The sequence below is a fragment of the Halobaculum rarum genome (assembly GCF_040025155.1).
Lineage (GTDB): Archaea > Halobacteriota > Halobacteria > Halobacteriales > Haloferacaceae > Halobaculum > Halobaculum rarum.
Map to the genome: position 1 here is coordinate 1,348,625 of NZ_CP157275.1, position 25,918 is coordinate 1,374,542.

The following is a 25,918-nucleotide window of genomic DNA, read 5'->3' on the forward strand; positions in this document are numbered from 1 at the left end:
GCCGAACCGGGAGCCATGCGCCTCTGGCTCGTCTCCCGCGAGTACGACACCCGACAGACGGTGACGCTTACCTACGCGAGCGTCGACGGCCGACGCTCGTACACCCGGCAGGCGTCGATCGAGTTGCTCCAGCGGAAGCCGATCACCGCCGCGATCGACCGCGACGAGGCCGACACCGACGGCGTCGACGACGGCGAGCGGCGCGACCGGTACGCCGCGGAGGCCGAGCGAATGGCCGCCGACCACGACCCGGACGACGAGATCTGACGGCGCCGTCGCTGGGAGGAACTGGGGTATCGCGGCGACAAAATCGACCGAAAGCAGTGTAGGGGAAGCGATTCCTCGACGTCAACACCAGTTCTCGAGCACCGGGGCGTCCGCCTCGCCGACGGAGAGCCACGCGTCGTCGCATGCGAGGTCCGCGATGACGAACTCCGCGGAACTCTCGTCGACCGACGCCATCACCTCACTGGGCTCACGCCCCGTGTGCCTCGTTGCCATATGTATACCTCTCACATGCGTACTGATAAACTCGTCGGATTGATAGCAATTCACAGGGTCAGCTCGGACTACCTGACGCCGCACTGACGCCGTGCCGACGGCGTGTGTGACGCCGACTGCGACGGCGACTGGGCCGACGAAGAGTCGGCACCACACCTTCGCATGATACAAGAGGCGTCGGGGCGCACTGCGGGGTATGAACGTAGCAGACGCGATGACGCCGCGGGAAGACCTCGTCACGGTGTCGCTCCCGGGCAGTCGCGACGACGTCCTCACGTACCTGCAAGAGTACCGCTTCTCGTCGGTTCCGGTCGTGAAAGGCGAGGGCGACGAGGAGGTGTACCGCGGTCTCGTCTCCCGAGACGATCTCATCGACAAGCCCGACGAGGATCAGCTCGCGCTGTTGATGCGCGAGACCCCGACGGTCACCCCGGAGACGAACCTTCGCGACGCCGCCCAGGTGATGCTCGGCGGCAGTCGGCGAGTCCCCGTCGTCGAGGAGGACAACGGCGACACGCTGACCGGCATCATCACCGTCACGGACATCGTCGCCGCGATCGCTCGCGGCGAGGTCGACACCGACGCCGCCTGCGGCGACGTCGCCGGTACCGACGTGAACACCGTGTACATCGGCACGCCGCTGACGGTGGCCGAGCGCCAGCTGTTCTTCGCGAACGTCCCGTACGCGATCGTGCTGGGCGATGACAGTGACATGGCCGGCATGCTCACCGAGGTCGACGTACTCGACGTCGCCCGCGTCGTCGAGGGGGAGGACGACACCGGCGACTCCATCGCCGACCAGGACGACGACTGGAAGTGGGAGGGCATCAAGGCCATCGGCGCCGCGTACGTACCCACACGGAACGTCGAGATCCCCGCCGAGCCGGTCTCGGGGTTCATGACCGAGGACGTGGTCACCGTCTCGCGCCGGCGGAGCGTCACCGAGGCCGCCCAGGAGATGATCACGGAGGACATCGAACAGATCCCGCTGCAGGCGGGCGGCGAGCTCGTCGGTATCGTCCGGGACGTGCACCTGCTGGAGGCGCTGTAGGATGGTCACACAGGAGGACGTGATCGAACTGGCGAAGCGCCGAGGCTTCTTCTTCGGCGCCAACGGCGCCTACGGCGGCGTCGCCGGCTTCTACACGTACGGCCCGAACGGCGCGGCGGTGAAGGACAACCTCGAGTCCGCCTGGCGCGACCGCTTCACCGTCCGCCAGGGAAACATGGAGATCGAGGCGCCGACGATCGTGCCGGAGGCCGTCTTCGAGGCGTCCGGCCACCTCGACGGCTTCGACGACATGCTCGTCGAGTGCCCCGAGTGTGGCGAGTCCCACCGCGCCGACCACCTCATCGAGGACAACACCGACATCGAGGAGGCGGAGTCGTTGCCGATCTCGGAGGTCGAGGAGCTCATCCGCGAGCACGACCTGCGCTGTCCTTCCTGCGACGCGCCGCTGGGCGGCGAGCCGGTCGAGGACTTCAACCTCATGTTCGAGACGAGCATCGGCCCCGGCTCGGGCCAGCCCGGCTACATGCGCCCGGAGACCGCGCAGGGCATCTTCGTGGAGTTCCCGCGGCTGAAGGAGTACGCCAGAAACCGCCTTCCGTTCGGCGTCACCCAGATCGGCCCCGCCTACCGCAACGAGATCAGCCCCCGGAAGGGCATCATCCGCGTGCGCGAGTTCACGCAGGCCGAGTTGGAGACGTTCATCGACCCCGAGGAAGACGAGCCGCCCCTGCACGAAGTCGAGGACGTGGAAGTGACGTTGTACCCGGCGGACGAACAGGAGGCGAGCGAGGCGCAGAGCGCCTCGGAAGCGAGTAGCGCGGAGCAGAGCTCCGCGGACAGTCGAGCGGCAAAGCCGCACGACGACGGCGAAGCCGCGAGCACGGACGGCGAGGCGTACACCACGACCGTCGGCGAGGCCGTCGACGAGGGCGTCATCGGCTCCGAGTGGGTCGGCTACTACCTCGGCGTCGCGCAGGGCTGGTACGAGCGCGTCGGCGTCGACATGGACCGCTTCCGCTTCCGCCAGCACCTCCCCGGCGAACTCGCCCACTACGCGGCCGACTGCTGGGACGCGGAAAGCGAGGTCGGCGGCGACTGGATCGAGATAACCGGCTTCGCGTACCGGAGCGACTACGACCTCACGAAGCACGCCGAGCACTCCGGCGAGTCGTTCACCGTGTTCAAGCAGTACGACGAGCCCAAGACGGTGGAGCGGGCGACCGTCGACCCCGACATGGCGACGCTCGGCCCCGAGTTCGGCGGCGACGCCGGCGCGGTCGCGGACGCCCTGCAGACGCTCGGCGAGCGCGACCCCGACGCCTTCGACGCGGCTGAAGTCGAGGTCGAGGTCGACGGCGAGACCCACACGGTCGACACGGACGTGGCGAACTTCTCGGTCGAGACGGTGACCGAGAACGGCAAGCACATCACCCCGCACGTCGTCGAGCCGTCGTTCGGTATCGACCGCATCGTCTACACGGTGATCGAGCACGCCTACCGGGCCGACGAGGTCGACGGCGAGGAGCGCACCTACCTCGCCTTGGACCCGGAGATGGCCGCGACCGACGCCGCCGTCTTCCCGCTCGTCTCCAACGACGAGCGCCTGCTCGACCTCGCCGACGAGGTCACCGACGGCCTGCGCGCGGCGGGCCTCTCCGTCGAGTACGACGACTCCGGCTCGATCGGTCGCCGCTACCGTCGACAGGACGAGGTCGGCACGCCGTTCTGTGTCACCGTCGACCGCGACGGCGTCGAGGGCGAGGGCCCCGACACCGTCACCGTCCGCGAGCGCGACTCCGCGCGGCAGGTCCGCGTGCCCATGAGCGAGGTCGCCGACGAGATCGCGCGTCTTCTCGACCCCGAGGAGGATCGGGCGTTCGACGCGCTGGCGGAGTCGCACGACGAGATCGAGACGGACGTCGAGACGGCCTGAGACGCCGATGGGGGAGCTGAAGCGGCGGGCAGTTCACGCCTCGGGGACCGGATTCCCGGCGATCTACCTGCTCGGGCTCGTCACCTGGCGGCAGCTACAGGGCCTCCTCCTGCTGGCAACTGCCGGCGTGTTCGTCCTCGAGTTCCTCCGGCTCGTCGTCGGCGTGGAGTGGTGGCCGCTGGACCGCGTGTACGACGAGCTGACGCGGGAGTACGAGGCCGACAACGTCGCCGGCTACGCGCTGTTCATGGTCGGAGCAACGCTGGCTGCGCTGGCGTTCGCCCCGCCGTACGGACCCGAGATCGTCGCGTTCGAGCCGCCGCTGGCGGTGTCGGCGATCCTGATGCTGTCGATCGGCGACCCCGTCTCGGGGTACCTCGGGAGCAACGACGCGACGACCGCCAAGGAGGTCGGCGTGCTCGCGGTCATGTTCCTCGTCTGCTTCGCGCTCGCGGTTCCAGTGACCGTCCTCCACGCGGGGACGGTCGTCGGCGTCGCCGCCGCGGCCGCGGGCGCACTGGGCGCAACCGTCGCCGACGGCCTGAAGCCGGTGATCCGCGGCTACGTGGTCGACGACAACCTCACGATCCCGCCCGCCGCGGGCGCGGCGATGACCGCGGTGTTCCTGCTGGCGGCCTGAGGACCTCATTTGACGGGGCGCGAGAGGGTGCGAGGGCGACCGGTCTCGCCCCGGCGCTCCGACTACCGCAACACGAGCAGGTACGTGGCCGCGAAGACGACGAGCGCGAGCCCGGCGACGTTCTCGAGCGTCAGCGCGGTCAGATCGAGGTACGACAGTCCCCACACGACGACGGTCGAGAACGCGGTCGACAGGACGATGTTCATCGCCAGCAGCACGCGGGGGTCGCCGTCGCTTGCCATGCCTCGGCGTGCGGGTACCACCTACTTGGCTCTCGCGGTCGTAGTCGGGATATGCGTCTCCGGAACCGTGAGGGCGACCCAGTCGATCCCGTCCCCTTTCTCGTCGTCGCGGGTATGGGGTTCATGATCGTCTTCTCGGCCGGACCGATCTACCTGATGGCGCTGTTCGGCGTCGACGTGGCGACCGCGCTCGCCGGATCCGCCGCGGCCTTCCTTCCGGTCGCGATCGTCGCGTACCATCAGCTCGTCCGATCCGCCCGGCCGGACCTCCGCGGCGAGCTCCCGGCGTCGTGGCGGTTCCGCCGGTTGTGGTACGCAGCGATCGCGTTCGGGCTGCTGCTCGTGTTGTTGACGCTCCCGCTTGTCGACTGGTGAGCCCGCCCGGTGCGAACGGTTCGAGGAGGTCGACGGAGACGGAGAAGGGGTGGAAGCGGTTCCCCGCGGGCTTTTGTACGGGGGGCGCCCACGCCGCGGCATGCGCGAAGTCGAGGCCGAGCGGTTCGTCGCGGCGACCCCGGACGCGCTCCGGCGGCTGCTCTCCCCGGCGACGCTCGTCGAGTACGAGGGGAGCTTCGTCGCCCGCGGGACCCGATCCGACGGTGACGCTACGGTCGTCACCGTCGCCGGCGGCGGTCTGGAGTTCGATCTCCGGGTGACCGAGACGGCGGACGGCTGGCGCTACGAGCAGGTCGGCCAGCAGGGACCGTTCGACGCGATGGAAACCGAGGTGACCGTCACGGCGGCGAACGAGGGCAGCCGGATACGGGCGGTCTCGCGCGTCTCGCTGGGGCTGCCGATCCCCTTCGCGGACCGCGTCGCCGGGTGGAAGCGCCGCGGCGAACTCCGACGGCTGCTCGACGCCGTCGCCGACGACGCCTGAGGCGATCGATCCGGGCGAGATCGATCCGGGCGGGGCGGTCGTGTGTCACGACCGGGAAGCCGCGCCGAGATTTATACGCGAGTTACCGAGTACCGTACATATGGGACTGCTCGGCACACTCACGGAGACGCCGAAGGCCTCGACGGAGTCGCCCAACCGCGGCGGGGGCACCGCCGAATCGGAGGGCGCGTACTGGTGTCACGACTGCGACGAGCGCCTGCTCGATCTCGACGTGACGGGCGAGGATCCTCCGTCGTGTCCGGACTGCGGCGACGAGATGACGTTCGAGCGATCGCCCGGCTCGACCGGCTGCGCCTGCTGACGGCTACGACAGCGAGACGACCGCGTCGTCGTCCCCGTCGCCGTCGTCGGCGTCGTCGGACACGGTCGGAACCCACGTTTCGGTGTCCGTATCGACCTCCGCGTCGCCATCCCCGAGTTCCTCGTCCGTGACCAGACAGGCGTCCAGCCGCGCGCGAACCGCGGACTCGTCGAGGTCGACGCCGATGACGACCACCTCGGTGTGCCGGTCGCCCCACTCGTCGTCCCAGTCGGCGTCGCCCCGGCGGTTCGCACGGTACAGCTCCCGGTCGGCCTCGTCCATCGCCGCCACCCACGGGCCGACTGCCTCCACCCGAACCGAGGGGCCGGCCTGGCTGTAGTGCAGTCGCTGATCGCTCCCGGCGACGTGGAGCGTTCCCTTCGAGCGGACGACCGACTCGGGCAGGTCCGAGAGGACCTCGGCGACGCGTTCGGGGTGGAACGGTCGACGCTCCCGATACACGAAGGAGGTGACCCCGTACACCTCGTCGGGGTGGGCGTGATCGTGAGCCTCGTGGCCCTCCTGGCCGCGCTCGTGACCGTCGTGGCCCTCGTGCGTCCCACCGTCCTCGTGTTCGTCGGGGTGGTCACGTTCGCGGTCGCCCGAGTGGCGGTGTTCGCGGTCGCCGCGGTGATCGTACAAGTCCACGTCGAGAATCCGGTCCAGCGGCGCCGCCGAGTGCTTGGTGGGGATGATCTCGGCGCCGGGTCGAAGCGCGCGCACCAGTTCCTCGGCCTCGGCGAGCTCGGCCTCGTCACACAGATCCGCCTTGTTCAGGAGGACCACGTCGGCGCCCTCGACCTGTTCGACGAGGAGATCCGAGAGGGGACGAACGTCGTCGCCCGCGCCGTCGGCGTCGTCACCGTCCGAGGGGAGCACGCCCCGTCGCTCGGGTGTTCCCTCGCCCGCGAACGCGTCGAGGAACTGCGGGGTGTCGAGCACCGTGACGACCGCGTCCATCCGGTACCGCGCGGCCGCCGGACCGTTGGTGAACTGCCGCGCGACCGGGCCGGGCTCGCTGATCCCCGAGGGCTCGACGACGAGGAGGTCGAACTCCTTGCCGTCGGCGAGTTGGACGACCGCCCGCTCGAGATCGTCGCGTAGTTCACAGCAGATACAGCCGTTCGACAGCTCGGCGACCCCGACTGCCGGGAGATCGTCCGAGGAGAGCAGGTCGTAGTCGACGTTCACCGAGCCCACGTCGTTGACGAGCACGGCGATGTCCCTGTCGCCCGCGTTCGACAGCAGGTGGTTCACGAGCGTCGTCTTGCCGGCGCCGAGGCTCCCCGAGAGGACGGTCACGGGGATCGCGTCGTCGTCGGCCGAGCCGGGTCCGCCGCCGAGTCCGCGTCCGGGCGTCATTGACGGACGATCCGCGCGTGTGGTACTTGTGCCCGTTGGTCGCGGCGGATCGAGAACGACGGACGCACGATCGCGATACCCTTAACCACGGGAGCGCCACACACATGGCTGATGAGCGACGCCACGGGCGACGGCGAGGCCCCCCTCGCGGACCGCATCGACCGCCTCCTCGCGGCCCTCCGCGAGTGGGCCACGGGCCTGTACCACGGGCTCGTCACCCACCCGGCCTACGAGAAGATCGAGAAGGAAGCCGAGGACCTGGAGGACACGTTCATGCTGGCGTGCTTCCCCGACGCCTTCGGCATCCCCTCGCCCGTCTCCTACTACACCGCCGAGTTGCTCCCGTACCTCGAATCGGAGTTCGAGGCGTGGGAGCGGCGGATGTGGGACCGCGGCTCGATGCTCGAACGCAAAGGACAGCAGTACCACTTCTAATGGCCGGAGACACACACATGGAGAAGTTCGTGTTCTTCGGCGGGAAAGGCGGCGTCGGCAAGACGACGATGTCGGCGGCGTACGCCGTCAAGTGCGCGGACGCCGGCCTCGACACGCTCGTCGTCTCGACGGACCCGGCCCACTCGACCTCGGACGTGTTCGATCAGCAGTTCGGCGACGAGCCGCAGGCGGTGGACGGTCGCGACGGCCTGTGGGCGATGGAGATCGACCCAGACGAGGAGGTCGAACACCACCTCATGGAGACGAAACGAGCGCTCGGCGACCAGGTGAGTGCGGCGTTGGTCAACGAGATCGACCGCCAGATCGAGATGGCCCACCAGACGCCCGGCGCCTACGAGGCCGCGCTGTTCGACCGGTTCGTCGACGTGATGCGCTCCAGCGAGAACTTCGACCGCGTCGTCTTCGACACCTCCCCGACCGGCGGCACGCTCCGGCTGCTCGGGCTTCCGGACTTCTTGGAGGGGTGGATCGACCGCCTCACGCGCAAGCGCGAACGATCGATCGACCTGTTCGAGAAGGCCGCGATCGGCAACAACGAGCCCCGACGGGTGATGGACGGCGACCCGATCCTCGCGCGGCTGCGCGAGCGCAAGGAGTTCTTCGAGTACGCCGGCGAGACGCTACGCGAGCACGCCGCGTTCTTCCTCGTCGTCAACCCCGACGAACTCTCGGTTCGGGAGACGCGTCGCGCGGTCGAGGGGCTCGCCGACCGCGGGCTCGCCGTCCGCGGGCTCGCGGTGAACCGACTTACGCCCGAACCCGACGACGACGAGAACGGGCGCGGCGCGCGGTATCTCCGCGACCGCGTCACGACTGAGGACGCCCACCTCCGAACCCTCCGCGAGGAGTTCGACCAGCCCGTCGTCGCCGAGATCGAGACCCGCGTCGAGGAGGTGAAAGGTGACTTCCTCACCGAGGTCGCCGCCGAACTCGACATCGACACCGCCGCACCCGCGACCCCGCAAGACCGTTCGGGGTGACCCGTCGTCGGACGGGACGATCACACGTCGCAATCGATCGCGCGTGAGAGTATTGTGGAGTGCGCGCGAGCCGCGGGGTGGGACCACAAAGTATTCAACGGCAAAGTTCCCACAAAATCCAGATCCGAAAGGTAAGAAACGAAGAGAGAACGACCGTTCAGGGTGGGGAACTGGTCGTTTCGACGCCGACAGTCCGCCGTCGAAGGTTAATGTTTTTATATTCATTCTACACACGACTGTGACGAGGTAACAAGCATGGTGGCAGCAATGTGGCTGGTGATCGGGGTGCTCGTACTGTTCAGTGCGGGGTACCTCGGGTACTCACGGTATCTCGCACAGTTCGTCGAACTGGACGACGACCGCGAGACGCCGGCACACAAATACGAGGACGGACAGGAGTACATTCCGGCGAAGAAGCCGGTACTCTTGGGGCATCACTATTCGAGTATCGCTGGCGGGGCGCCCATCGTGGGCCCCATCACCGCGGGTGTGGTGTGGGGCTGGGTGCCAGCGCTGTTGTGGATCGCCATCGGCAACCCGCTGATGGGCTCGGTCCACGACTTCGTCTCGCTGTCGGCCAGCCTCCGACACGAGGGGAAGTCGATCGGGTACATCATCGGCGAGTACGTGGGCGAACGCGGCAAGAACATGCTGCTGTGGTTCGCGTTCCTCACGATCATCCTGGTCGTCGCAGTGTTCGCGCTCGTCGTGGCGATCGTGTTCAACGCGTATCCCGAGGCGGCGACCGCGAGCCTGATCTACATCGGGCTCGCTGTGCTGTTCGGCGTGTACCTGTATCAGCTGAACCTCTCGTTCATCGCGGGGACGATCGCGTTCGTCGCCGCGATGTTTGTCGGCGTGTACGTGGGCACGCTGTACCCGGTCGCGCTGTTCGAGCCGGCCGCACGCGCGCCCGCTCAGACGTTCGTGCTGCTCGGAAGCGGCGGCTCGTGGATCCCCGGCGCGGGGGCCCTCGGCTCCAACACCGCCGCGTGGGTGCCGATCATCCTCCTGTACGGGGCGCTCGCGAGCGCGCTTCCGGTATGGGTGCTGCTGCAGCCCCGTGACTACCTCTCGTCGTTCCTCCTGTACACGGGGGTCGGCGGAGCGCTCCTGGCGATCATCGTCGGCACGCTCGGCGGCGCGCTCGGCATCGGCGCGATCACGCCGAGCCAGCCGCTCGTGACGCAGCTCGAACCGTGGTACGGGTTCATCGGCCGCTCCGGCGCGCCGCTGTTCCCGCTGCTGTTCATCACCATCGCGTGTGGGACCATCTCCGGGTTCCACTCGCTGGTGTCGTCGGGGACCACCTCGAAGCAGCTGAACAAGGAGACCGACGCGCGCGCCATCGGTTACGGCGGGATGCTCGGCGAGGGTCTCCTCGCTACCGTCGCGCTGATCACCGTCGCGCTCGTCGCACCCGAGGTCGGCGGCGGTATCGGCCTCGCGCTGCCGACGTTCGCAACCGGCGGCGGGATCATCCTGACCAGCTTCGGGATCCCGACCTCCTTCGGCGGCCCGTTCATGGCGCTGGTGCTCGTGAGCTTCCTGCTCACGTCGACTGACACAGCCGTCCGCCTCGGGCGGTACATGATGGAGGAGATCATCGGAACCCCCGAGTCGTCGATCGAGTCGGTCGCGGCCGACCGATACGGCAACGCCGTCGTGCAGGCGGTACCGGCGTACGTCCTCATCACGAGCGGCTCGTGGCTGACGCTGTGGCAGCTGTTCGGCGGCGCGAACCAGCTGCTCGCGGCGCTGGCGCTGCTCACCGCGACGGTGTGGCTGGCCAACTGGAGCGACTCGAAGCAGCTCATCTCCACGGGCGGCCCGATGGTGATCATGGTGACGATCACCGTCCTCGGCCTGCTGTGGCTCGCGCTCCACGACAACGTCTACGCGAAGTTCCTCAACGACGCGTGGATGGCCGAGGCCGGAGCCTTCGCGATGCTGTCGGCGGTCGTCCAGATCGCCCTCGCGTTCACCCTGATCTACCTGGCGCTGTCCCTGGTGAAGATAGGGTACAAGAACATCAAGGAGGCCCGCAGGGGCACGGGCGGCGCGGTCGCCGCCGACGGCGGTCGGGAATCGCAACGCGATTCCTGAACTCGTCGGAACGAGTTCCGACGGAGGCCAGGCAGACGACTGAACGGCCGACTGCCGCGGCGGTCGGGTCCATTTTTCGACGCGCTCGACGGCCAGCGGCGGCCCCGTCGACGCGCCGGCGGTCCGAGTGTGACGTGACGCCGACGGCTCGGCGGAGCACGCGCTCGCCGAGAACCAGATACGGACCACCCGGACGCCTCAAATCGAGGCGCCCGGCCGGGTCGACGCGTCGAACGCCAGGTCCCTACCCATGGCTTCGCCGCGACCCGACGGCGGTCGACTCCCGTAGCCCCGTTACCGCCGCTGTTTGCGCATCGGTGTCACAGCGATATAACCGTTCCGCGCGGAGTCCCAGCGAAGAGCCACAGCGACGGACACTGGGTACAGCCCGGTATCCGGCTGTTCGTCGACTCCGGCCGTTCATATCGTGAGAATCGTGCTGACGAGGTGCTTCGTGAAGATGGCCACGCCCGAGCCGAGCCACGTCATGAGCACGAAGTGGAGGTACGCGTTCGCCTTGTTGCCGCCGTCGATGGTGCGGATCATCACCGACGAAAGCACGGCGTTGAACAGGATGACGAGCAAGAGCAGGAACTCGATGAGCGCGATGTCGTACACCCCGGCGTAGATGATCTTGCCGACGCCGCCGGCGTTGGTGATGTTGAACTGCTGGGACAGATCCGCGAGGATGTTCACGACCTGCAGGCCGATGAAGAACGCGAACGCGGAGGCGGACGTGATCCCGTACAGCAGTCCGATCATCGTCACCGTCGCCTGCCGGCGCTGCTCGCGCAGCTGCATGACCGTGTTCATGTTCTGGGAGATGAGCTCCCCGAGCAGCTTCGGCCGACCGCCCATCGACCGTCCTTCGAGATACATGTCGGAGAACTTCTGGATGAGATACGAGCGTGTGTCGGTCGCGAAGGTGTACCACGCCTGCTCGGAGCTGATCCGGATGTTGAGCCGGCGGTACAGGCGGACGATGGCCGGGGTGAGTGCGCCGAAGTCCTTCTGGTGGAGCGTCGCGAGCACGTCGCCGGTCGTCGACTGCTTGGCCGACTCGGCGGCGCCGAGCGCGCGGATGAACGAGGGAAACTCCCCGTCCCGCTCCTCGATGCTGCGCTCCTCGAACCGGAGCATCACCCCGGTGATCGCCATCGGGGAGATCGGGACGCAGATGTACAGCGCAAGGGGGATGTCCTCGAGGAAGAAGAGCAGCCCCCGCAGGCCCGGTCCGACGTTGAACAGCCCCGCGCCGACGAAGACGACGAGCGCGACCGTGCCGAAGACGCCGACCGCGAAGCTGGCCCACAGTCGGAAGTCCGAGGGGGCCCCCTCCTCGGAGTGGAACCAGACGGGGTCGTGGGGAGCCATCGCCCGGATGACGACGTAGAAGCCGAGCTGCACCAGCATGAACAGGACGATGACCGCCGAGACGGTGAGCGTCGGGTTGTCACCGGTGAGGATGGGGAGCACGATGGCGAACACCAGCGCGAACGTCATCGAGAGGATCATCGACATGTAGAGGTCCTTCATCACCTCCAGGTTCGCCAGCGCGCCCTCGTACACCGTGATGTAGTTCTGGATGACCGCGTCCTGCTCGGACAGCAGGAAGTCGTCGAGGGTCTGGCCGGCGCCGATGGTGTAGCCGAGCCGATCGAAGAAGTCCGAGAACACGTCCGAGGGAACCTCCTTCGCCCGGCGACGCAGCGCGTCGTCGAGCGACTGGTTCCACGTGTCGACGAGGTGGACGACGCGCGCGAGTTCGGCGGCCGCGGCGCCGTACTCCTCCTCGGTCGCGAGCGTCCGGAACACCTCCATTCGGTCGATGTTCGTCGTCGACAGCACCGTCATGTGCGTCATCACCAGGTGGAGCTGGTTCTCGATGGCCACCTGTCGTCCGTTGAGGTAGAGCTTCGGGTAGAAGACCGCCGCGACGAGTATCAAGATCCCGAGCGCAGGGATCGGCAGGCGGACCGTCAGCGGCAGCGGCAGCAGGAACGCGCCCACGATCGTGAGCAGGAAGAACGCCGCCGAGGGCGCCAGAATGGAGCCGACGTACTTCCGCTTGGACATGTCCAGCGCGTCGTACGACTCCACGAGATCCGCCGCGAGCTCCGCTGCGGAGTCGGGGAAGAAGTCGGACGCGGACGCGCTGTTCGTGCTCATACGCGGCGCTCAGGTCGTGCGGTGCATGTCGAAGGGGAGCCCGTCGACGCCGTCGCGCTGGAAGGAGGTGATCGCCTCGTTGACCTCGTGGTAGCCGAGGATCCCTTCCTGGATCATCCGCTCGATGAGCTCCGCGCGGAAGCTCAAGTCGTCGTAGATGTCACGGGTGTCGGCGTACCCCAGCAGCGTCGCGATCTGCTCTTCGAGCACGTAGGAGTTGTTGCGCCCGCGGAAGACGATCTCGTCCTCCACGGGGTCCCAGTCGAACACCTGCCGGGTGACGACGCCGTCCATCTCCTTGGAGTAGCCCTCGATCTCCTGTACCGAGGTGACCCGGCGCAACACGTCGTCGCCCTGCTTGACGCGGTTCTGGAACAGCGCCACGTCGGCCACGTCCATGAACGTCTCCGGGACGTTGATCGGCTCGGAGGTGAACCGCTGGATCATCGAGACGATGTCGGAGGCGTGGAACGTCAGCATGACCGGGTGGCCCGTCTGGGCCGCCTGGAACGCCATGCGACCCTCCGCACCACGGACCTCCCCCACGATGATGTAGTCGGGGCGCGAGCGCAGGGCGGCCGCGACGAGGTCGAACATGTCCACGCTGTTGGAGTCGCCGCCGTCGCCCTCACGGGTAAGCAGTTGCTGCCAAGTGCTGTGCGGCGGGATGACCTCCGCGGTGTCCTCCGCGGTGTAGATCTTCGAGTCCCGCGGGATGTACGAGAGGACGGCGTTGAGCGTCGTCGTCTTCCCCGACGCCGTCTCCCCGACGACGAAGACGGTCTGCTCGTTCTCCAGGCACAGCCAGAGGTACGCCGCGAGTTCGGGGCTGAGCGTCCCCCACTTCGTGATCTGGTTGATCGAGAGGGGCACCTCGTCGCCTTGGCGGATGGTGAGCGAGGAGCCCTTGATCGACACGTCGTCGGAGTAGATGATGTTGATACGCGAGCCGTCCGGCAGCGTCGAGTCGATGATGGGGTTGGAGTCGGAGACGGGGTCGCCCATCCGCTCGCCCATGTTGCGCAGCCAGTTATCGAACTCCGTCGGGGTGCCGAAGTCGACGGTCGTCTCCAGCATGCCGAAGACGCCGTGGTCGACGTGGCACTCCTTGGGCCCGATGACGTGGATGTCCTCGTTCTCCGGGTCGCGCATGACCGGCTCCAGCGGCCCGAAGCCGACGATATCACGGTTGAGCCGGTAGCGGATGTTGTCGTACGTCTGCTTGGACACCTCGACGCGCCCGAAGTTCTTGATCGACGAGAGCACGTTGCGTCGCCCCTGCTCCTCGGTGACGGCGGTAACATCCTCCAACAGCTCCTCGATCAGATCGTCGTATCCCGACTCGCCCTCCGGCGCGGGTTTGTGGCCGCTCTGGCGCAGGAGCTTCGATTTCACCGTGTCGAGCACCTGTTCTTCGGCGCCCGACAGCGTCGGCTCGACGGTGTAGTACTTCGTGTCCTGCCCGAAGTCGCCGTACACGTGACAGAAGATCGGGCCGCCGACCGGGTACAACACGTTCGGACGGCGGGCCTCGTGTTCGCCCTCGACCTCGTCGACGAACATCGGGAACTCGCCCGTGATCTGTTTGAACTTCTGCAGGTGCTCACGCAGGTGCGGGCGCTTCATGGCCAGCTGCTTCAGCTCGCTCGAGGGGTTCGCCTGTCCTTGGTCTGTCATCGAATACACCTCCGTGCCGGCGACGACCGGCGTCCGCCGTCGGACGTGACGGCACCGCGCCCCCGGCTCCCAGCGAGGGTGCTGCTCATTACGACGACACACCCGCGAACGAGTCTTAAACCCTCCCCGCGAGCTATCACCGCCGATAACAACGCGCAGTGTGTACGAACGCGCAAGAGCGCGTCCGCGGGCGGCGACACCCGGTCAGGCGACGCTGCGCGACTCGATGACGATCCCGGTACCCGAGCGTACCGAGAAGCCGATGGAGTCGCCGACCTGGCTGCCCATCCCGGCGAAGCGCTTGACGGAGATGTTGCGACGCACGTCGGAGCCGACCTCGACCATCTGCAGCTCGAAGAACACGTCGGCGATGGAGCGGAACGGGCCGATGGCGTCGTCGCCGACCGCCGAGGGGTCGACTGTGAGGACGATCACCTTCCCGCTGGAGATCATGTCGCGGAAGAACGAGATGATCTCGAGGGCGGCCTGCCGCTCGTCGTTGTTGCGGACGAGCGCCTCGAAGGTGGGATCGTTGCGGAGGATCGAGTCGAACGTGTCGAGGATGATCACGTCGGAGTCCCACATCGTCTCCGCCTCCATCAGGAGCTTGAGCAGTTCCTTTCGGTCGGCATCGGTGTCGGAGAAGTTCCCGCCCGAGTCGAAGTCGGCCGCGAGAAACAGCAGCTCCTCGTCGAGCAGCGGCTTCGTCACGTCGTAGCGCAGCGAGTACATCTGGTCGATGAACCCCGAGACGGTCAGTTCCGTCGACAACATGGTGACGGATGCGCCCTCGTCGACGAGGCCGTACGCGAACCGCTGGGACAGCGCGGACTTCCCGGCGCCGTAATCGCCCTCCATGAGGACGATGGAGCCGCGCGGGATCCCCCCGCCGAGCTCCTTGTTCAGTTGGTCGCGCTCGGGCAAGCCGATCGACAGCAGCGTGTTTTGTTGTGCTCGTGACATTGTGAGAGGTGAGTTGTGGGAGGTGGGTAGTGTGGTGCAGCTTAGCTTCTGAAGCGGAACACTTCCTCGTCGCCGCTGACGACCAGCTTCAGCCGGTGGTCGCCGTCGGGCAGGTCCGGCGCGGAGAACTCGAGGCGGACCACGTCGCCGCGGTGCCAGGTGTCGCCCCCGCCGACAACGGAGACGTTCACGCCGGTCTGATACTCGCCGTCGAGGAGGACGTCGACCGTCCCCGGATCCGCCGGGAGATCCGATGCACCCGTGTTACGGACGTGAATGGTGACGTTCTCGTTGCCCGAACGGTTGTACACCTGCGCGCCGGCGTCGGAGACGATCTCCGCGTCGGCGCGGATCTCGCCGGCCACGTCCAGCGACTTCGCCGAGATGGCGTCGCTGACGCGGTCGACCTCGCTCGTCAGGGTGCCGGCGACCGACGCCGCGATGACGATGGCCGCGATGAACAGGATGAGTTCGGCGGCGCTCCCGCCCGCCATCTCAGTTCACCTCGACGACATCGCTCGCGTCGCGGACGCCGTGATCGACGACGACCTGCGTGCGGTTCGGCGCGCTCGCGAGGTCGACCTCGAAGCGCGCGGTCTCGCCCGGCAGCCACACGTCGGTGCCGGTGTCGCCCTCGACGGCGACGGTCGTGTCCGCGGGCGCCGGGATCTCGTTGTCGACGAGCAGCGTCGTGTCGCTCACGTCGACGGTCGTGGTGCCGTCGTTGGTGGCGTTCACGACGAGCGTCCCGGTGGTCGTGTTGTACGTCGCGTTCGTCACGGTGACGTCCGTGTTCGCCTGTGCGAGCGCGCGGTCGGCGGCGTCGTGGCGCGCGTCGCTCACCTGCTCGAAGCCGTTGGCTGCGGCGGGGTAGACGATACCGACCGCGAGGAACACGCCGAGGAAGACGACGCCCGCGGAGGCACTAACGCTGATGCCCATGCATGCCCCCAGAGAGCTGTGGCCACCGGTCGATGACGACCGATTCGGCCGTGGCGTCGGTCAACTGCATGATGTACTTGAGCGACCGCGTGTGGTGGTCCAGATCGAGGTGGTCGGTCCCGGGGCGATCCATGAGGTTCCGGTCGATGTCGCCGAAGCCCGAGAGGAACCCTTTGAGCTGGTCGGCGACCTCCTCGTCGATCCACTCGACGCGCTCGTAGTAGTTGACCGCGCGCACCGCGTCGGTGGTGGTCGACTCCTCGACGAGGAACTCCAGCCACTCCATCACCATCAGGTCGCCCACGTAGTCGCCCGGCAGACTCGTGAGGTACGGCTTGTCCGGCTCGTCGGAGAGATCGTCCTCCTCGACGAACTCGAAGCCGCCGTTCTCGTCGACCCCGGCGCCGCGGCGACTCGGGTCCGTCGGCCCGGCCGTCGACTCGGGCGCCGGGTCCGGATCGGGTTCCGGCTCCGGCCCGCCCCCCGTTCCGAGGGCGCCGGTCTCGTCGTGCCCGTTGGACTCCGGCTCAGTGTCGAGCGCGTCGAGAGGGCCCCCGGTCTCGTCGGCCGCGGCTTCAGCCTCGGCGGCGTCCCCGTCCCAGTCGGCGTCGCCCGACTCGTACTCGTCTTTCAGTTCACTGAAACTCTTTCCGCCGCCGTTGTCGGTCGCCATGGTGTCTGAATCAGTGTCATCCGCGTCGTCGTCCCCGAAGCCGTCGAGGTCGTCGTCGAAGCTGTCCGCCTCGTCCATCTCGTCGAGATCGTCCATTCCGTCGTCGTCGGGGTCCTCTTCGAGATCGTCCATCTCATCGCCGGCGAGATCCTCGTCGAAGAACCCCTCGGCGTCGGCGCTCGCGAGGTCCTCGTCGAGATCGTCCTCGCTCTCCTCCTCGCCGTCGGCGTCGTCGAACAGTCCGAAGCCGCCCTCGCCGCCGAAGTCGCCGCCGCCGCCCTGCACGTCGTCGACGAAGGGGTTGATCCCCCGCGTCACCATCTCGTAGATGTCGAGCAGGCTGCGGACGTCCTCCCCCATGTCCTCGACCTTCCCGGAGATCTCCTCGTTCTCCGAGCGAACCGTGTTGACCGTCGAGGAGAGGCTCGCGACTTCGTTCTCCAGGTCGTCGACGCGCTTCTCGAGCTCGGCGACGCCGTCGTCGCCGCCGCCCTCGTCCCCGCCGAAGGGGTCGTCGTCGTCCCAGTCGTCCATGCCGCCGAGGTCACCGAGGTCGTCGTCGCCGCCGTCGGCGCCGCCGAACGCGCCGTCGTCGCCGCCGAGCAGATCGTCGCCGTCGTCGTCGACGTCCCCGGGCCCGTCGTCGCCGTCGCGGAAGCGATCGAGCAGGCTGGCCCCCAAGAGCCCGAACGAGACGAGGAGTGTCGCGTCGGCCCCTGGGATCCCGCCGACTCCTGCTCCCGGTAGCGCGGTGAGGAGACCCATTACGCCTGAACACCCCCGAACAGAACTTAAAGCCACTCCGCGGATTATCGTGCTCGATAACAGTTGTACGACTGACCTCCCGCCCGATATCGGGGCTGCAGCGCCTAGAGAACGTGACCGTGTGCTGATCGAACGTCGACCGCGAGTCCACCCTACAACAGGATCGTCTCGCCGCCGGCGTACGAGACGTGGAGCGTACCGGTGGCGGTGTCGAACCGGAGCGACCGTCCGCGGTCGCCGCCGGTGTCGGCTCCGTCGACGGGGATACCGCGCTCGCTGAGAGCCGCCTCCGCGGCGGCGACGTTGCGGTTGCCGACCGACCCGTCCGCGCCGGTGGCGTTGAACTCGATCATCTCGGCGGCGCCGGCGATCTTCGCGCGGAGTTCGTCGGGGTCGCCGCCGGCGTCGACCATCGCAGCGACGGTCGCGTCGATACCGTCGACCACGAACTTCTCGGGCGCGCCCGGTCGGTCGTCGGCCGCCGGAAGCATCGCGTGTAAGAGCCCGCCGACACCCGCGCTCGGATCGGAGAGCGCGACGCCGAGACACGACCCGAGCCCGCTGGTGACCAGCACCGCACCGTCATCGGCGACGACCGCGTCCGAGAGTCCGACCTTCAGTCGCGGCGCGGACTGCTCGGACGTCGGTGGTACCGACGGCGCGCCCGCGCTCGACGAATCGGTCGGGCTCACGATCGCCTCACCGGGGGAGCCCGCCGTCGGTCGCCGCCGGTTCGATACGATCCAGCGCCGCCGCCAGCTCGCGCTGGTCGGGGAGAGCGTAGATGTCGCACCGCACGTTGCCGTCCGGGGTTCGGACCGTCGAGTCGATGATGAACGCGTGGTCCTGCGTCTTCCCGAGCCGGGTCACGAGCGGACTCATCACCGCCGAGCCCATGTCGTGGACGAACTGCGGCGGGGTGTGCTCGATGCTGGTACCGAGCACGTTCGCCCAGCCGTCGATGAACCCCGACGTCATGATGTTGCCGAGTTCCCGGAGCGCCCCCTTCTCCACGTCCCCGATCCCCGGTTCGGTCTCGGTGGGGATCATCCCGCCCGCGACCTCCTCCGCCGACGCCTCGTCGAAGAGAATGGCGAGGTAGCCGCTCGGGTCGCCGTGAAGCTCGAACACCGTCCCGGCGACGGTCTCCGTTCCCAACTCTGCGGGCACGTCCTGCACGGGGACGAACCGGAGTCGGGACACGTCAACGTCGGTCTCCGTGCCCGTCATCATGGTGATGTTGTCGGCGGCGGAGGCGGCGCCCTGCTCGGTCATCCGGTTGAACGTCGGCAGCTTGTTCACCGGGACCGCGTCGCCGGCCTCGCCGACGGGACCGTCGTGGCCGAGCATGTCGGTGAACCCGGCGTACTCGGGCAGCATGTAGATCGCGAACTCGAGGTCCTCGTCCATCGAGGAGACCTGCGATTCGAACATAAACACGCCCTGTCTGTCGTCGTCGAACACGCCGTCCGGGAGGATGTCGGTCCCCGAGGCGCGGACGTACGCGGGTGGCGTCATGTCGATGCCGACGCCGAGGTGGTCGGCCCAGCCGTCGATGAACCCCGAGGTCATGATGTTGCCCGCCTCGGTGACGCCGCTCCTGACGAACTCGCCGTCGCCGCCGCCGGGCATGAGCCGCTCGACGAGGCTCTCGGCGGCGTCCAACTCGAACGCCAACACGGTCTGGCCGCTGATCCCTCCCTGTAGTCCGATCTCGACACCGACGAACTCCCGGCCGGCGAACGACTCGCGCAGGTCGCCGGCGGCCATCAGCGTCACGTCGGTCACGTCGACGTACACGTTCGCGCCGGCGAGCTGTCCCAGCGCGTCCGCCGCTCGGTCGGCGCCCTGACTCGCGAGATCGGAGAACTCCCCCAGCGACTGGATGTCGACGTACATCCCTACGCGGGGACGACGTCGTTGATGGCTTCGAGCACGTTCGGCTTCTGGAACGGTTTCGTGATGTACCCCTCGGCGCCCGCCTTGATCGCGGCTTTCATCTTCTCCTCCTGTCCGACGCTGGTGCACATGATGACGCTCGCGTCGGGGTGATCCTCCGTGATCTCGGTGGTCGCTTCGATCCCGTTTCGGATCGGCATGACGATATCCATCATCACGATGTCGGGAGCGTGTTCGCCGTAGAGGTCGACCGCCTCCACGCCGTTCTCGGCCTCGCCGACGATCTCGAACTCGCCCTCGAGGATCTCCCGCAGGAGGTTCCGCATGAACTCCGAGTCGTCCGCGATCAGCACGCTAGTCGGCATATAGCCGATACCGGCCCGGCGGCGATGATAAACGCATCCCCGCGACTATCAGCCGTGAAAACCGGACGGCGCCGAAGCGTCAGCGGCGCGTCGCCGTCCGGACGAGTTACTCCAACCGAAGTCCGCCGGCCTCGTCGACTGCCGCGAGCACGTCCTCGACGGAGTCGTCACGGGAGACGCCGAGTCCGGCGAGCGCGGACCGAACGGCGTTGGGCGGAAGTCGCGGGGCGGTGCCCATCCCCGCCAGAAGGATCCCGAGCGCGTCCTCGGTGGCAGTGTCGCCGCCAGCGGCGTCCGCGAACCAGGTAGCGAGCGTCTCGAAGGTCTCCCCGACGTCGTCGGAGGCCATCCGGTGGCGCGCCGTGCGACCGTCGAGCGACAGCGTCGCGTCGAAGCCGTACGCGAACTCGGTGTCGGCAAGGGAGGCGGCGAGCCACTCACCGACCGCGCCGGCGTCGAGATCAGACGACGAACCGGCTGCCTCTCCACGCGGGGCGCCCCGTCGAGCGTGGGAGGCGGGCCGTTCGGACGCGGCTGCGGAGTCGTCGCCGTCGGTTCCGTCATCGCTCGTCGGGTCACCTGGAAGGCCGTCGTCGACACTCGTGGCTGCCGACTGCGAGGCCCGGGGCGAATCGTCGACGTCACCGATAGGAGCGTCTTCGCTGGGATCGTGTTCGGTCGGAGGCGTTCGCCCGCTCGACGGCGTCGTCGATGACGCCGCGTTCGCCTCCGTATCGGCGGCTCCGGGACCCTCCGCCGGCGAGAGCCCCTCGCGAACGGACTCGGCGGTCGAGGCGACGTCGGGGTCCCCGGGGTCATCCGCGGCGGCGTCCGTCGTCGCGGTCGTCCTCGTGTCCTCCGACGCGTGCTCCGACTCCGCACTGTCGGAACGGTTCTCCGCCGGGGGCTGCTGCGGCTGACGGCGGCCGGGCGAGACGACGTACCGGTCGTCGCCCAGTTCGCGGACGTACTCGCTTTTCGAGATGTCGAGATCGTCCGGGTCGACACTGGGGTTCCCGCGCGGCGCGTCGTCGCTCATGGCTCGGTGTTCTGTGGCGTGCGGTAAAAAGTGTAGTCGCGATCGAACGGACCGGGTTACAGCTCGACACCCTGTCGCTGCCCGAGTGACTCGGGCACCGTGAAGCGGATGGTCGTTGTCGCGCCGGACATCGTGTTGATCTTGATCGTCACTTCGTCACCTTCCGTGAGGAGGCTCGGATCTTCGCTCCCCTCGGAGAGATCGAAGTTGATACTGAAGCGGTCGTCAGGGTCGTTGAGCACGGTCGACGAACCCTCCGCGTTCTTCACGACCGACGTGGTGAACGAGTCGTCGACCTGCGTGCTGGCGTTATCGTGGTTGAGGATGAACGTGCCGTCCGGACCGACCCAGGTGATCGTCACGTTCTCCAGATCGATCTCGCCGGCGCCGGGCGCCTGTGTCACCGTCACGTTCACCGCGGTGATGGTGTTGTTCTCCTGATCGACCGTCCCGGTGGTAACGACCTCCTGGACGCGATCGCTGACCTGTTTACTGGACTGCTGTCCGGTTTCTTGCGATTTACTCTGAAGGAAGCCGGCGGTGTTGATGAGGACGCCGGCGGCGATCGCCGCCACCAGCACCATCGCGATGAACACGATGAGCGTCCCGATACCGACCTGCCCGCGCGCTTCCTCGTCCGTGATGAACTCGAACATGGTTACAGTTCGACCGCGCTCTTCTGGCCGAGCGATTCGGGCACCGTGAAGCGGATGCTCGTGGTCGCGCCGGCCATCGTGTTGATCTTGATCGTCACCGACTGCCCCTCATCCAGGTTACCGGGCCCGCTGGCGAGGTCGAAGTTGATGTTGAAGCGGTCGTCCGGGTCGTTGAGTACGGTCGTCGAGTCGTCGGTGTTCTTCACCGCCGTGGTGTTGAACTTCCAATCGGTGCCGGACGCCTGGTCGTGGACCAGCGTCTCGGTTCCGCTCGGTCCGACCCAGTTGATCGTCGCGTTCTTCAGGTCGATCTCGCCGGCGCCGGGTGCCTGCGTCACCGTCACGTTCACTGCCGTGACCTGGTCGCCGGACACCTGTCCGACAGTCACGACCTCCTGCAGGCGGTCGCTGACCTGTTTGCTACTCTGTTGTCCGGTTTCCTGTGACTTGCTCTGAAGGAATCCCGCGGTGTTGATGAGGACGCCGGCGGCGATCGCCGCCACCAGTACCATCGCGATGAACACGATGAGCGTCCCGATTCCGACCTGCCCGCGCTCTTCCTCGTCCGTGATGAATTCGAACATTGTGTGGTTCTCTCGGTCCCAAGCCCATAGCGGGCCGGGCGGTGGCGCCGACGACTCGGGATCGTGTATTAAATCTGCGGCGCTAGCTATCAGAACAGATAACTATGTGGAGACTATCGAGAAAGATATCGACAGAGGGGGGAACAAAAATTCGGGAGACAGAAGCGGATTCGAGGCGGTACGCTTATTGCACACACTCTCAGTATTGAGATCTATGTCTGCGGACGACGAAGAGATCATCGAGGTGCTGGGGAACAAGTACAACCCCGAGATCCTCGACGCGGCGGGTGAACCGAAATCAGCACAGGAGTTGTCCGATCAGTTGGACGTACCGATCGCCACCTGCTACCGCCGGATCAACGAACTGGAGGACACCGAACTGTTGGAGCTACACGACCGTCCCCTCTCCGACGAACACCGCCGAATCAAGGTGTACCGGCGGTGCGTCGACGGCGTAAACGTGACCTTCCGCGACGGGCTGACCGTTGAGTTGGAGGAGCGCTCCGAGGTGAAGAACAAACTCGACGACGTGTGGCGGACGATGACCGACGGGTGATCGGAGGCCTGACAGCCGTCGCGCCTCCCCGACCTCGACCGAGCGCCGTTCAGAACCCGCCGTCGGGACTGTCGCGGCCCATCATCGAGAAGCCGCCCGCGCGCTCATACACCTTGATCCCGCCCTCCCCGATCTCCATCGGGAAGATATCCGTATCGATATCCTGCTTGCGCATCTTCGCCACCCAGACGTAGCGGTTGACGCCGGAGTCAGTCGGCGTCTGGATGAAGTAGATATTTCCGTCGGTGAGGAAGTTCTCCAGCCCGATCTCCGTCTCCGGGAACACCGCTCCCTGTTCGTTGATGAGCAGCGAGGTGAGGCCGTTCTGCTTCAGGATGTCCGAGAACTTCAGGAGGTACGTGCGCTTCTGCTTCTCGTCGTCGAAGAACAGCGAGAACATCGTAAGGGAATCGAGCACCAGCCGATCGTAGGAGGCGTTCGCGAAGTCCTCGAGCAGCGTGTCGAGCGCCGACGAGAAATCGCCCTCCCGGAGCATGTGCTGTTTGTCGTACACTTTGATCGAGCCATCGTCGACGAGGTCGCCCCAGCGATCGAAGCCGATCGACTCGGCCGCCTGCCGGATGTCCTCCTCGTTTTCCTCGAAGGAGATGTAGATGCCGTGCTCGTCGTAGTCCGTGACGCCCTCGTAGAGGTACTGAATCCCGAAGATCGACTTTCCCGTCCCGGGGTTTCCGCTCACGAGCACCGTCGCGTTCTCGACGAGACCGCCGTTGAGAACGGAGTCGAGTCCGTCAATTCCGGTCGGAACAGTGGCTACCATATTGGTATCCGCCGTCCTCATAAATGAAAACGGTTCCGCCGTGTACCGGTGCCGTGAACGCGGCCGGATCCGCGCCGCCGCAAATGTCCAATCGAACACATATACACAGTAACAGCTTTCTGCGGCCGGATCTGTGTGCGATAGCTTTAAGCACAAACACATCCGGTTGACGAATATGATTGACGGCGGGATCGAGCACGTCGGGGGTCAGTTACGGTGACACGGCGCGTGCTCATCGTCGAGGACGAACCCGAGGTGGCCGACTTATACTGCGGCTACCTCTCGGGAACCTACGACGTCACGGTCGCAAACACGGGCGCCGAGGCGCTCGATCTCGTCGACGACTCGACTGACGCCGTCCTCCTCGACCGGCGGCTCCCGGACACCTCCGGGGCGGACGTGCTCGCGGCGATTCGCGGGCGTGGCCTCGACTGTCGCGTCGCGATGGTGACCGCCGTCGAGCCGGACGTCGACATCGTCGAGATGGGGTTCGACCTATACCTCGTGAAACCCGCGACCCGCGACGACATCCAATCGGCCGTCGAGCGCCTGGGGACGCGTGCGCAGTACGACGACACGCTCCAGCGGACCGCCTCGCTGGTCACGAAACGGGCGGTGCTCGAGGCCGAGCGGACCCCGGCCGAACTCCGCTCCTCGCCGGAGTACGAGGATCTACTCGACAGCATCGACTCGCTGCAGTCGGAGATGGAGGACCTCGCGGCCGCGTTCTCGCCGGACGACTACCGGATGTTGTTCCGCGATCTCGGCTCGTCGTCCACGTCCACATCCGAGTCGGCCTGATCTCGGGGTCGCCCTCCGCCCTACGACGAACGCACTCACTCGCCGTCCAACTGTTCGCCGACGAGCTCGTCGACCGCCCCGAGGAACGCCTCGCGCTCGTCGGCGGGGATCGTCGCGCCCGCGGCGACGTCGTGTCCGCCGCCGTCACCGCCGACGGCGCGGCTTGCCTCCCGCATCACCGCCGAGAGATCGAGTCCCTGTCCCACGAGGAAGCCGCTTCCCCTCGCCGAGACCTTCGTCTCGCCGTCCCCCTTGTCCGCGAATGCGACGATCGGCTTGCGGGCTGAGACGCCGTCGGCGCCGACAGCCATTCCGGCCACGATGCCGACGATGGTCTCGCGGATCCTGGTGCCGGCGTCGAACCACTGAACGTTCTCCTCGCGCTCGACGCCCTCGTTCGTGACCCACTGGAGCCCCTCCGAGAGGTTCCGGCGGTGGTTCCGAAGCAGGGTTCGAGCACGGTCGAGCGCCTCCTCGCGGTCGCCGAGACAGACCGCGAGCCCCACGTCGGCGCGCTCGTAGCGCGCCGTGGCGTTGAGCAGCGTCGAGAACTCGCTCACGTCGCGCAGTTCGGTGCCGGGCTCCTCGTCGGCGAGCACGTAGGTGGTGCCGACGAGCGAGTCCACGCGCTCGCTGGGGACGCCAGAGGAGACGGCGCGTCGGATGAGCGCGCTGGCGACCGTCCGGCGCTCGTCGGCGTCGAGGTTGACCCACCGGCGCCACTCGCCGTCTCCGTCTTTCATCGGGACGTCCAGTCCCGAGAGGAACTCGATCGCGCCGGCCTGGTCGTTCGAGATACCCGGGATCCGGGCCTCGCTGGCGTACTCCAGCAGCTTCGGCAGTGGGCGAGTCTGGCGGCCGTACAGCGCCAGATCGGTCACTTCCTCCAGCGCGCCGGCGGCGACCGCGTCGGCGACGAGGCTCTCGTTGGCGCCCGAGAGCCCGCCGTCCCCGTCCTGCATGTCGCCGACCGCGCCGACGACCGCGAGGGCCGCGAGATCGCGGTTGTCCGTCCCGGTCGCGTCGCCCAGTGCGCGCGCGAGGAGGTAGGAGGCGCCCGCGCCGGAGAGCTCACTGGCGCCGTCGAGCCCTTCGAGGAGTGGGTTCAGGTGATATTCGGTCTCTGCCTCTGCAGGCTGGTGATGGTCCGCGATCACGGGGGCGAAATCGCCGGCCTCCTCGTGGGGAGCGATCACGTCGAGTTGGCCGCTGCCGAAGTCGGTGAAACAGACCACGTCGTAGTCGGTCGCGGCGATGGAGGCGACCGCGTCGGCGTCGAGCTGCTTGAAGAAGGCCGTCTCGAAGTCGAAGCCGGCACGCTCGAACGCCGCCGTCGCGACCGCGGCGCTGGTGAGGCCGTCGGCGTCGATGTGCGAACAGAGGAGGAACTCGCCGGCCTCGCGGAGGCGCGCGGCGCACGCTTCGGCGCGCTCGCGGAGTTCCGGGACGGGGAAGCCGTCCCTCTCGTCCGGTTCCGACCGCGTTTCGTCGGCGTCCGCGCTGGCCATTGCTGTGGGAGGGTGGGGCGTTCTGCGGGATAAACACTCGCACTCCGACAGCGGCAGCGAGGACGCGTGCAGCGGAGGGCGCGTGGCGGGGAGGGGAATTTCGGGT

The 25,918-nt window shown here is 67.3% G+C and carries 29 protein-coding genes; 12 read left to right on the forward strand and 17 right to left on the reverse strand.

Annotated features, from left to right (window positions below; translation table 11 throughout):
* Window positions 1-15: 15 nt before the first annotated feature.
* Window positions 16-267: a hypothetical protein gene (locus ABJD39_RS07125; protein ID WP_348613448.1), complete on the forward strand. Its 252-nt coding sequence runs from the start codon at window positions 16-18 to the stop codon at window positions 265-267.
* Window positions 268-348: 81 nt separating this feature from the next.
* On the opposite strand, the gene ABJD39_RS07130 is transcribed toward ABJD39_RS07125, so the two are convergent.
* On the reverse strand, window positions 349-501 hold the full coding sequence (locus ABJD39_RS07130; RefSeq protein ID WP_348613450.1) for a DUF7556 family protein: 153 nt from the start codon (window positions 499-501) through the stop codon (window positions 349-351).
* Between the two features lie 196 nt (window positions 502-697).
* Between ABJD39_RS07130 and ABJD39_RS07135 the strand changes: the two genes are divergently transcribed.
* From ABJD39_RS07135 to ABJD39_RS07145, 3 genes are read left to right on the forward strand one after another with little or no spacing between them, the layout of a single operon-like run.
* Window positions 698-1,552 (forward strand): CBS domain-containing protein, encoded by an 855-nt coding sequence (locus ABJD39_RS07135; protein WP_348613452.1) that lies wholly within the window; start codon window positions 698-700, stop codon window positions 1,550-1,552.
* Window position 1,553: 1 nt separating this feature from the next.
* Window positions 1,554-3,446, forward strand: a complete 1,893-nt coding sequence (gene glyS, locus ABJD39_RS07140) for a glycine--tRNA ligase (RefSeq protein ID WP_348613454.1) — start codon at window positions 1,554-1,556, stop codon at window positions 3,444-3,446.
* Window positions 3,447-3,453: 7 nt separating this feature from the next.
* Window positions 3,454-4,086 (forward strand): dolichol kinase, encoded by a 633-nt coding sequence (locus tag ABJD39_RS07145; RefSeq protein ID WP_348613456.1) that lies wholly within the window; start codon window positions 3,454-3,456, stop codon window positions 4,084-4,086.
* Window positions 4,087-4,148: 62 nt separating this feature from the next.
* Here the strand turns inward: ABJD39_RS07145 and ABJD39_RS07150 are convergent, their stop codons facing one another.
* On the reverse strand, window positions 4,149-4,328 hold the full coding sequence (locus ABJD39_RS07150; RefSeq protein ID WP_348613458.1) for a hypothetical protein: 180 nt from the start codon (window positions 4,326-4,328) through the stop codon (window positions 4,149-4,151).
* Window positions 4,329-4,379: 51 nt separating this feature from the next.
* Here ABJD39_RS07150 and ABJD39_RS07155 point away from each other — a divergent pair, with 51 nt between their 5' ends.
* From ABJD39_RS07155 to ABJD39_RS07165, 3 genes are all read left to right on the forward strand, one after another.
* Window positions 4,380-4,703, forward strand: coding sequence for a hypothetical protein (locus tag ABJD39_RS07155; RefSeq protein ID WP_348613460.1), 324 nt, complete (start codon window positions 4,380-4,382; stop codon window positions 4,701-4,703).
* Window positions 4,704-4,803: 100 nt separating this feature from the next.
* Window positions 4,804-5,208: an SRPBCC family protein gene (locus tag ABJD39_RS07160; protein ID WP_348613462.1), complete on the forward strand. Its 405-nt coding sequence runs from the start codon at window positions 4,804-4,806 to the stop codon at window positions 5,206-5,208.
* A gap of 100 nt (window positions 5,209-5,308) precedes the next feature.
* The gene (locus ABJD39_RS07165) at window positions 5,309-5,530 is read left to right on the forward strand and encodes a hypothetical protein (protein WP_348613464.1); all 222 of its coding nucleotides are present in this window, start codon (window positions 5,309-5,311) and stop codon (window positions 5,528-5,530) included.
* A gap of 3 nt (window positions 5,531-5,533) precedes the next feature.
* Here the strand turns inward: ABJD39_RS07165 and ABJD39_RS07170 are convergent, their stop codons facing one another.
* Window positions 5,534-6,892, reverse strand: a complete 1,359-nt coding sequence (locus tag ABJD39_RS07170) for a CobW family GTP-binding protein (protein ID WP_348613466.1) — start codon at window positions 6,890-6,892, stop codon at window positions 5,534-5,536.
* A 111-nt stretch (window positions 6,893-7,003) separates the two neighbouring features.
* Here ABJD39_RS07170 and ABJD39_RS07175 point away from each other — a divergent pair, with 111 nt between their 5' ends.
* From ABJD39_RS07175 to ABJD39_RS07185, 3 genes are all read left to right on the forward strand, one after another.
* A complete protein-coding gene (locus ABJD39_RS07175) occupies window positions 7,004-7,327 on the forward strand; it encodes a hypothetical protein (protein ID WP_348613468.1) in 324 nt (107 codons plus the stop codon).
* A gap of 17 nt (window positions 7,328-7,344) precedes the next feature.
* The gene (locus ABJD39_RS07180) at window positions 7,345-8,328 is read left to right on the forward strand and encodes an ArsA family ATPase (protein WP_348613470.1); all 984 of its coding nucleotides are present in this window, start codon (window positions 7,345-7,347) and stop codon (window positions 8,326-8,328) included.
* Between the two features lie 255 nt (window positions 8,329-8,583).
* The gene (locus tag ABJD39_RS07185; RefSeq protein WP_348613472.1) at window positions 8,584-10,434 is read left to right on the forward strand and encodes a carbon starvation CstA family protein; all 1,851 of its coding nucleotides are present in this window, start codon (window positions 8,584-8,586) and stop codon (window positions 10,432-10,434) included.
* Between the two features lie 420 nt (window positions 10,435-10,854).
* On the opposite strand, the gene flaJ is transcribed toward ABJD39_RS07185, so the two are convergent.
* The 12 genes from flaJ to ABJD39_RS07245 form a co-directional block, all read right to left on the reverse strand.
* On the reverse strand, window positions 10,855-12,603 hold the full coding sequence (flaJ, locus tag ABJD39_RS07190; protein ID WP_348613474.1) for an archaellar assembly protein FlaJ: 1,749 nt from the start codon (window positions 12,601-12,603) through the stop codon (window positions 10,855-10,857).
* Between the two features lie 9 nt (window positions 12,604-12,612).
* A complete protein-coding gene (locus tag ABJD39_RS07195; RefSeq protein WP_348613476.1) occupies window positions 12,613-14,280 on the reverse strand; it encodes a type II/IV secretion system ATPase subunit in 1,668 nt (555 codons plus the stop codon).
* Window positions 14,281-14,484: 204 nt separating this feature from the next.
* The gene (locus ABJD39_RS07200) at window positions 14,485-15,243 is read right to left on the reverse strand and encodes an ATPase domain-containing protein (protein ID WP_348613478.1); all 759 of its coding nucleotides are present in this window, start codon (window positions 15,241-15,243) and stop codon (window positions 14,485-14,487) included.
* Between the two features lie 41 nt (window positions 15,244-15,284).
* The gene (locus ABJD39_RS07205; RefSeq protein WP_348613480.1) at window positions 15,285-15,737 is read right to left on the reverse strand and encodes a flagellar protein G; all 453 of its coding nucleotides are present in this window, start codon (window positions 15,735-15,737) and stop codon (window positions 15,285-15,287) included.
* 1 nt (window position 15,738) lies between these two features.
* Window positions 15,739-16,185 carry a hypothetical protein gene (locus ABJD39_RS07210; protein WP_348613482.1) on the reverse strand — a complete coding sequence of 149 codons (447 nt, stop codon included), beginning with the start codon at window positions 16,183-16,185 and terminating at the stop codon, window positions 15,739-15,741.
* Window positions 16,169-17,623: a FlaD/FlaE family flagellar protein gene (locus ABJD39_RS07215; RefSeq protein WP_348613484.1), complete on the reverse strand. Its 1,455-nt coding sequence runs from the start codon at window positions 17,621-17,623 to the stop codon at window positions 16,169-16,171. Before ABJD39_RS07215 ends, ABJD39_RS07210 begins: the two co-directional genes overlap by 17 nt.
* Window positions 17,624-17,775: 152 nt before the next feature.
* The gene (locus ABJD39_RS07220; protein ID WP_348613486.1) at window positions 17,776-18,315 is read right to left on the reverse strand and encodes a chemotaxis protein CheD; all 540 of its coding nucleotides are present in this window, start codon (window positions 18,313-18,315) and stop codon (window positions 17,776-17,778) included.
* 7 nt (window positions 18,316-18,322) lie between these two features.
* Window positions 18,323-19,522 (reverse strand): chemotaxis protein CheC, encoded by a 1,200-nt coding sequence (locus tag ABJD39_RS07225; RefSeq protein ID WP_348613488.1) that lies wholly within the window; start codon window positions 19,520-19,522, stop codon window positions 18,323-18,325.
* A 2-nt stretch (window positions 19,523-19,524) separates the two neighbouring features.
* Window positions 19,525-19,887 (reverse strand): chemotaxis protein CheY, encoded by a 363-nt coding sequence (cheY, locus tag ABJD39_RS07230; RefSeq protein WP_348613490.1) that lies wholly within the window; start codon window positions 19,885-19,887, stop codon window positions 19,525-19,527.
* A gap of 106 nt (window positions 19,888-19,993) precedes the next feature.
* Window positions 19,994-20,926: a DUF7500 family protein gene (locus tag ABJD39_RS07235; protein ID WP_348613492.1), complete on the reverse strand. Its 933-nt coding sequence runs from the start codon at window positions 20,924-20,926 to the stop codon at window positions 19,994-19,996.
* A gap of 56 nt (window positions 20,927-20,982) precedes the next feature.
* Entirely contained in the window at window positions 20,983-21,582 is a 600-nt protein-coding gene (locus ABJD39_RS07240; protein ID WP_348613494.1) for an archaellin/type IV pilin N-terminal domain-containing protein, read from the reverse strand.
* Between the two features lie 2 nt (window positions 21,583-21,584).
* Window positions 21,585-22,166: an archaellin/type IV pilin N-terminal domain-containing protein gene (locus ABJD39_RS07245; RefSeq protein WP_348613496.1), complete on the reverse strand. Its 582-nt coding sequence runs from the start codon at window positions 22,164-22,166 to the stop codon at window positions 21,585-21,587.
* Between the two features lie 214 nt (window positions 22,167-22,380).
* Here ABJD39_RS07245 and ABJD39_RS07250 point away from each other — a divergent pair, with 214 nt between their 5' ends.
* Complete coding sequence (locus ABJD39_RS07250; protein WP_222921017.1) at window positions 22,381-22,722, forward strand: winged helix-turn-helix domain-containing protein; 342 nt, start codon at window positions 22,381-22,383, stop codon at window positions 22,720-22,722.
* Window positions 22,723-22,771: 49 nt separating this feature from the next.
* On the opposite strand, the gene ABJD39_RS07255 is transcribed toward ABJD39_RS07250, so the two are convergent.
* On the reverse strand, window positions 22,772-23,503 hold the full coding sequence (locus ABJD39_RS07255; protein WP_348613498.1) for an RAD55 family ATPase: 732 nt from the start codon (window positions 23,501-23,503) through the stop codon (window positions 22,772-22,774).
* Between the two features lie 216 nt (window positions 23,504-23,719).
* Here ABJD39_RS07255 and ABJD39_RS07260 point away from each other — a divergent pair, with 216 nt between their 5' ends.
* Entirely contained in the window at window positions 23,720-24,304 is a 585-nt protein-coding gene (locus ABJD39_RS07260; protein ID WP_348613500.1) for a HalX domain-containing protein, read from the forward strand.
* Window positions 24,305-24,339: 35 nt separating this feature from the next.
* Here the strand turns inward: ABJD39_RS07260 and ABJD39_RS07265 are convergent, their stop codons facing one another.
* On the reverse strand, window positions 24,340-25,812 hold the full coding sequence (locus tag ABJD39_RS07265) for a DHH family phosphoesterase (protein WP_348613502.1): 1,473 nt from the start codon (window positions 25,810-25,812) through the stop codon (window positions 24,340-24,342).
* Between the last annotated feature and the right edge of the window lie 106 nt (window positions 25,813-25,918).

Excerpts from the sequence above, each read along its gene's own strand:
- ABJD39_RS07155 (WP_348613460.1), top strand. The coding sequence starts at position 4,380 with ATGCGTCTCCGGAACCGTGAGGGCGACCCAGTCGATCCCGTCCCCTTT.
- ABJD39_RS07135 (WP_348613452.1), top strand. The coding sequence starts at position 698 with ATGAACGTAGCAGACGCGATGACGCCGCGGGAAGACCTCGTCACGGTG.
- ABJD39_RS07165 (WP_348613464.1), top strand. The coding sequence starts at position 5,309 with ATGGGACTGCTCGGCACACTCACGGAGACGCCGAAGGCCTCGACGGAG.
- ABJD39_RS07145 (WP_348613456.1), top strand. The coding sequence starts at position 3,454 with ATGGGGGAGCTGAAGCGGCGGGCAGTTCACGCCTCGGGGACCGGATTC.
- ABJD39_RS07185 (WP_348613472.1), top strand. The coding sequence starts at position 8,584 with ATGGTGGCAGCAATGTGGCTGGTGATCGGGGTGCTCGTACTGTTCAGT.
- ABJD39_RS07235 (WP_348613492.1), bottom strand. The coding sequence starts at position 20,926 with ATGAGCGACGACGCGCCGCGCGGGAACCCCAGTGTCGACCCGGACGAT.
- ABJD39_RS07210 (WP_348613482.1), bottom strand. The coding sequence starts at position 16,185 with ATGGGCATCAGCGTTAGTGCCTCCGCGGGCGTCGTCTTCCTCGGCGTG.
- ABJD39_RS07180 (WP_348613470.1), top strand. The coding sequence starts at position 7,345 with ATGGAGAAGTTCGTGTTCTTCGGCGGGAAAGGCGGCGTCGGCAAGACG.
- ABJD39_RS07175 (WP_348613468.1), top strand. The coding sequence starts at position 7,004 with ATGAGCGACGCCACGGGCGACGGCGAGGCCCCCCTCGCGGACCGCATC.
- ABJD39_RS07255 (WP_348613498.1), bottom strand. The coding sequence starts at position 23,503 with ATGGTAGCCACTGTTCCGACCGGAATTGACGGACTCGACTCCGTTCTC.
- ABJD39_RS07130 (WP_348613450.1), bottom strand. The coding sequence starts at position 501 with ATGGCAACGAGGCACACGGGGCGTGAGCCCAGTGAGGTGATGGCGTCG.
- ABJD39_RS07150 (WP_348613458.1), bottom strand. The coding sequence starts at position 4,328 with ATGGCAAGCGACGGCGACCCCCGCGTGCTGCTGGCGATGAACATCGTC.
- ABJD39_RS07250 (WP_222921017.1), top strand. The coding sequence starts at position 22,381 with ATGTCTGCGGACGACGAAGAGATCATCGAGGTGCTGGGGAACAAGTAC.
- ABJD39_RS07160 (WP_348613462.1), top strand. The coding sequence starts at position 4,804 with ATGCGCGAAGTCGAGGCCGAGCGGTTCGTCGCGGCGACCCCGGACGCG.
- ABJD39_RS07125 (WP_348613448.1), top strand. The coding sequence starts at position 16 with ATGCGCCTCTGGCTCGTCTCCCGCGAGTACGACACCCGACAGACGGTG.
- glyS (WP_348613454.1), top strand. The coding sequence starts at position 1,554 with ATGGTCACACAGGAGGACGTGATCGAACTGGCGAAGCGCCGAGGCTTC.
- ABJD39_RS07240 (WP_348613494.1), bottom strand. The coding sequence starts at position 21,582 with ATGTTCGAGTTCATCACGGACGAGGAAGCGCGCGGGCAGGTCGGTATC.
- flaJ (WP_348613474.1), bottom strand. The coding sequence starts at position 12,603 with ATGAGCACGAACAGCGCGTCCGCGTCCGACTTCTTCCCCGACTCCGCA.
- ABJD39_RS07205 (WP_348613480.1), bottom strand. The coding sequence starts at position 15,737 with ATGGCGGGCGGGAGCGCCGCCGAACTCATCCTGTTCATCGCGGCCATC.
- cheY (WP_348613490.1), bottom strand. The coding sequence starts at position 19,887 with ATGCCGACTAGCGTGCTGATCGCGGACGACTCGGAGTTCATGCGGAAC.
- ABJD39_RS07265 (WP_348613502.1), bottom strand. The coding sequence starts at position 25,812 with ATGGCCAGCGCGGACGCCGACGAAACGCGGTCGGAACCGGACGAGAGG.
- ABJD39_RS07215 (WP_348613484.1), bottom strand. The coding sequence starts at position 17,623 with ATGGGTCTCCTCACCGCGCTACCGGGAGCAGGAGTCGGCGGGATCCCA.
- ABJD39_RS07200 (WP_348613478.1), bottom strand. The coding sequence starts at position 15,243 with ATGTCACGAGCACAACAAAACACGCTGCTGTCGATCGGCTTGCCCGAG.
- ABJD39_RS07245 (WP_348613496.1), bottom strand. The coding sequence starts at position 22,166 with ATGTTCGAATTCATCACGGACGAGGAAGAGCGCGGGCAGGTCGGAATC.
- ABJD39_RS07225 (WP_348613488.1), bottom strand. The coding sequence starts at position 19,522 with ATGTACGTCGACATCCAGTCGCTGGGGGAGTTCTCCGATCTCGCGAGT.
- ABJD39_RS07195 (WP_348613476.1), bottom strand. The coding sequence starts at position 14,280 with ATGACAGACCAAGGACAGGCGAACCCCTCGAGCGAGCTGAAGCAGCTG.
- ABJD39_RS07170 (WP_348613466.1), bottom strand. The coding sequence starts at position 6,892 with ATGACGCCCGGACGCGGACTCGGCGGCGGACCCGGCTCGGCCGACGAC.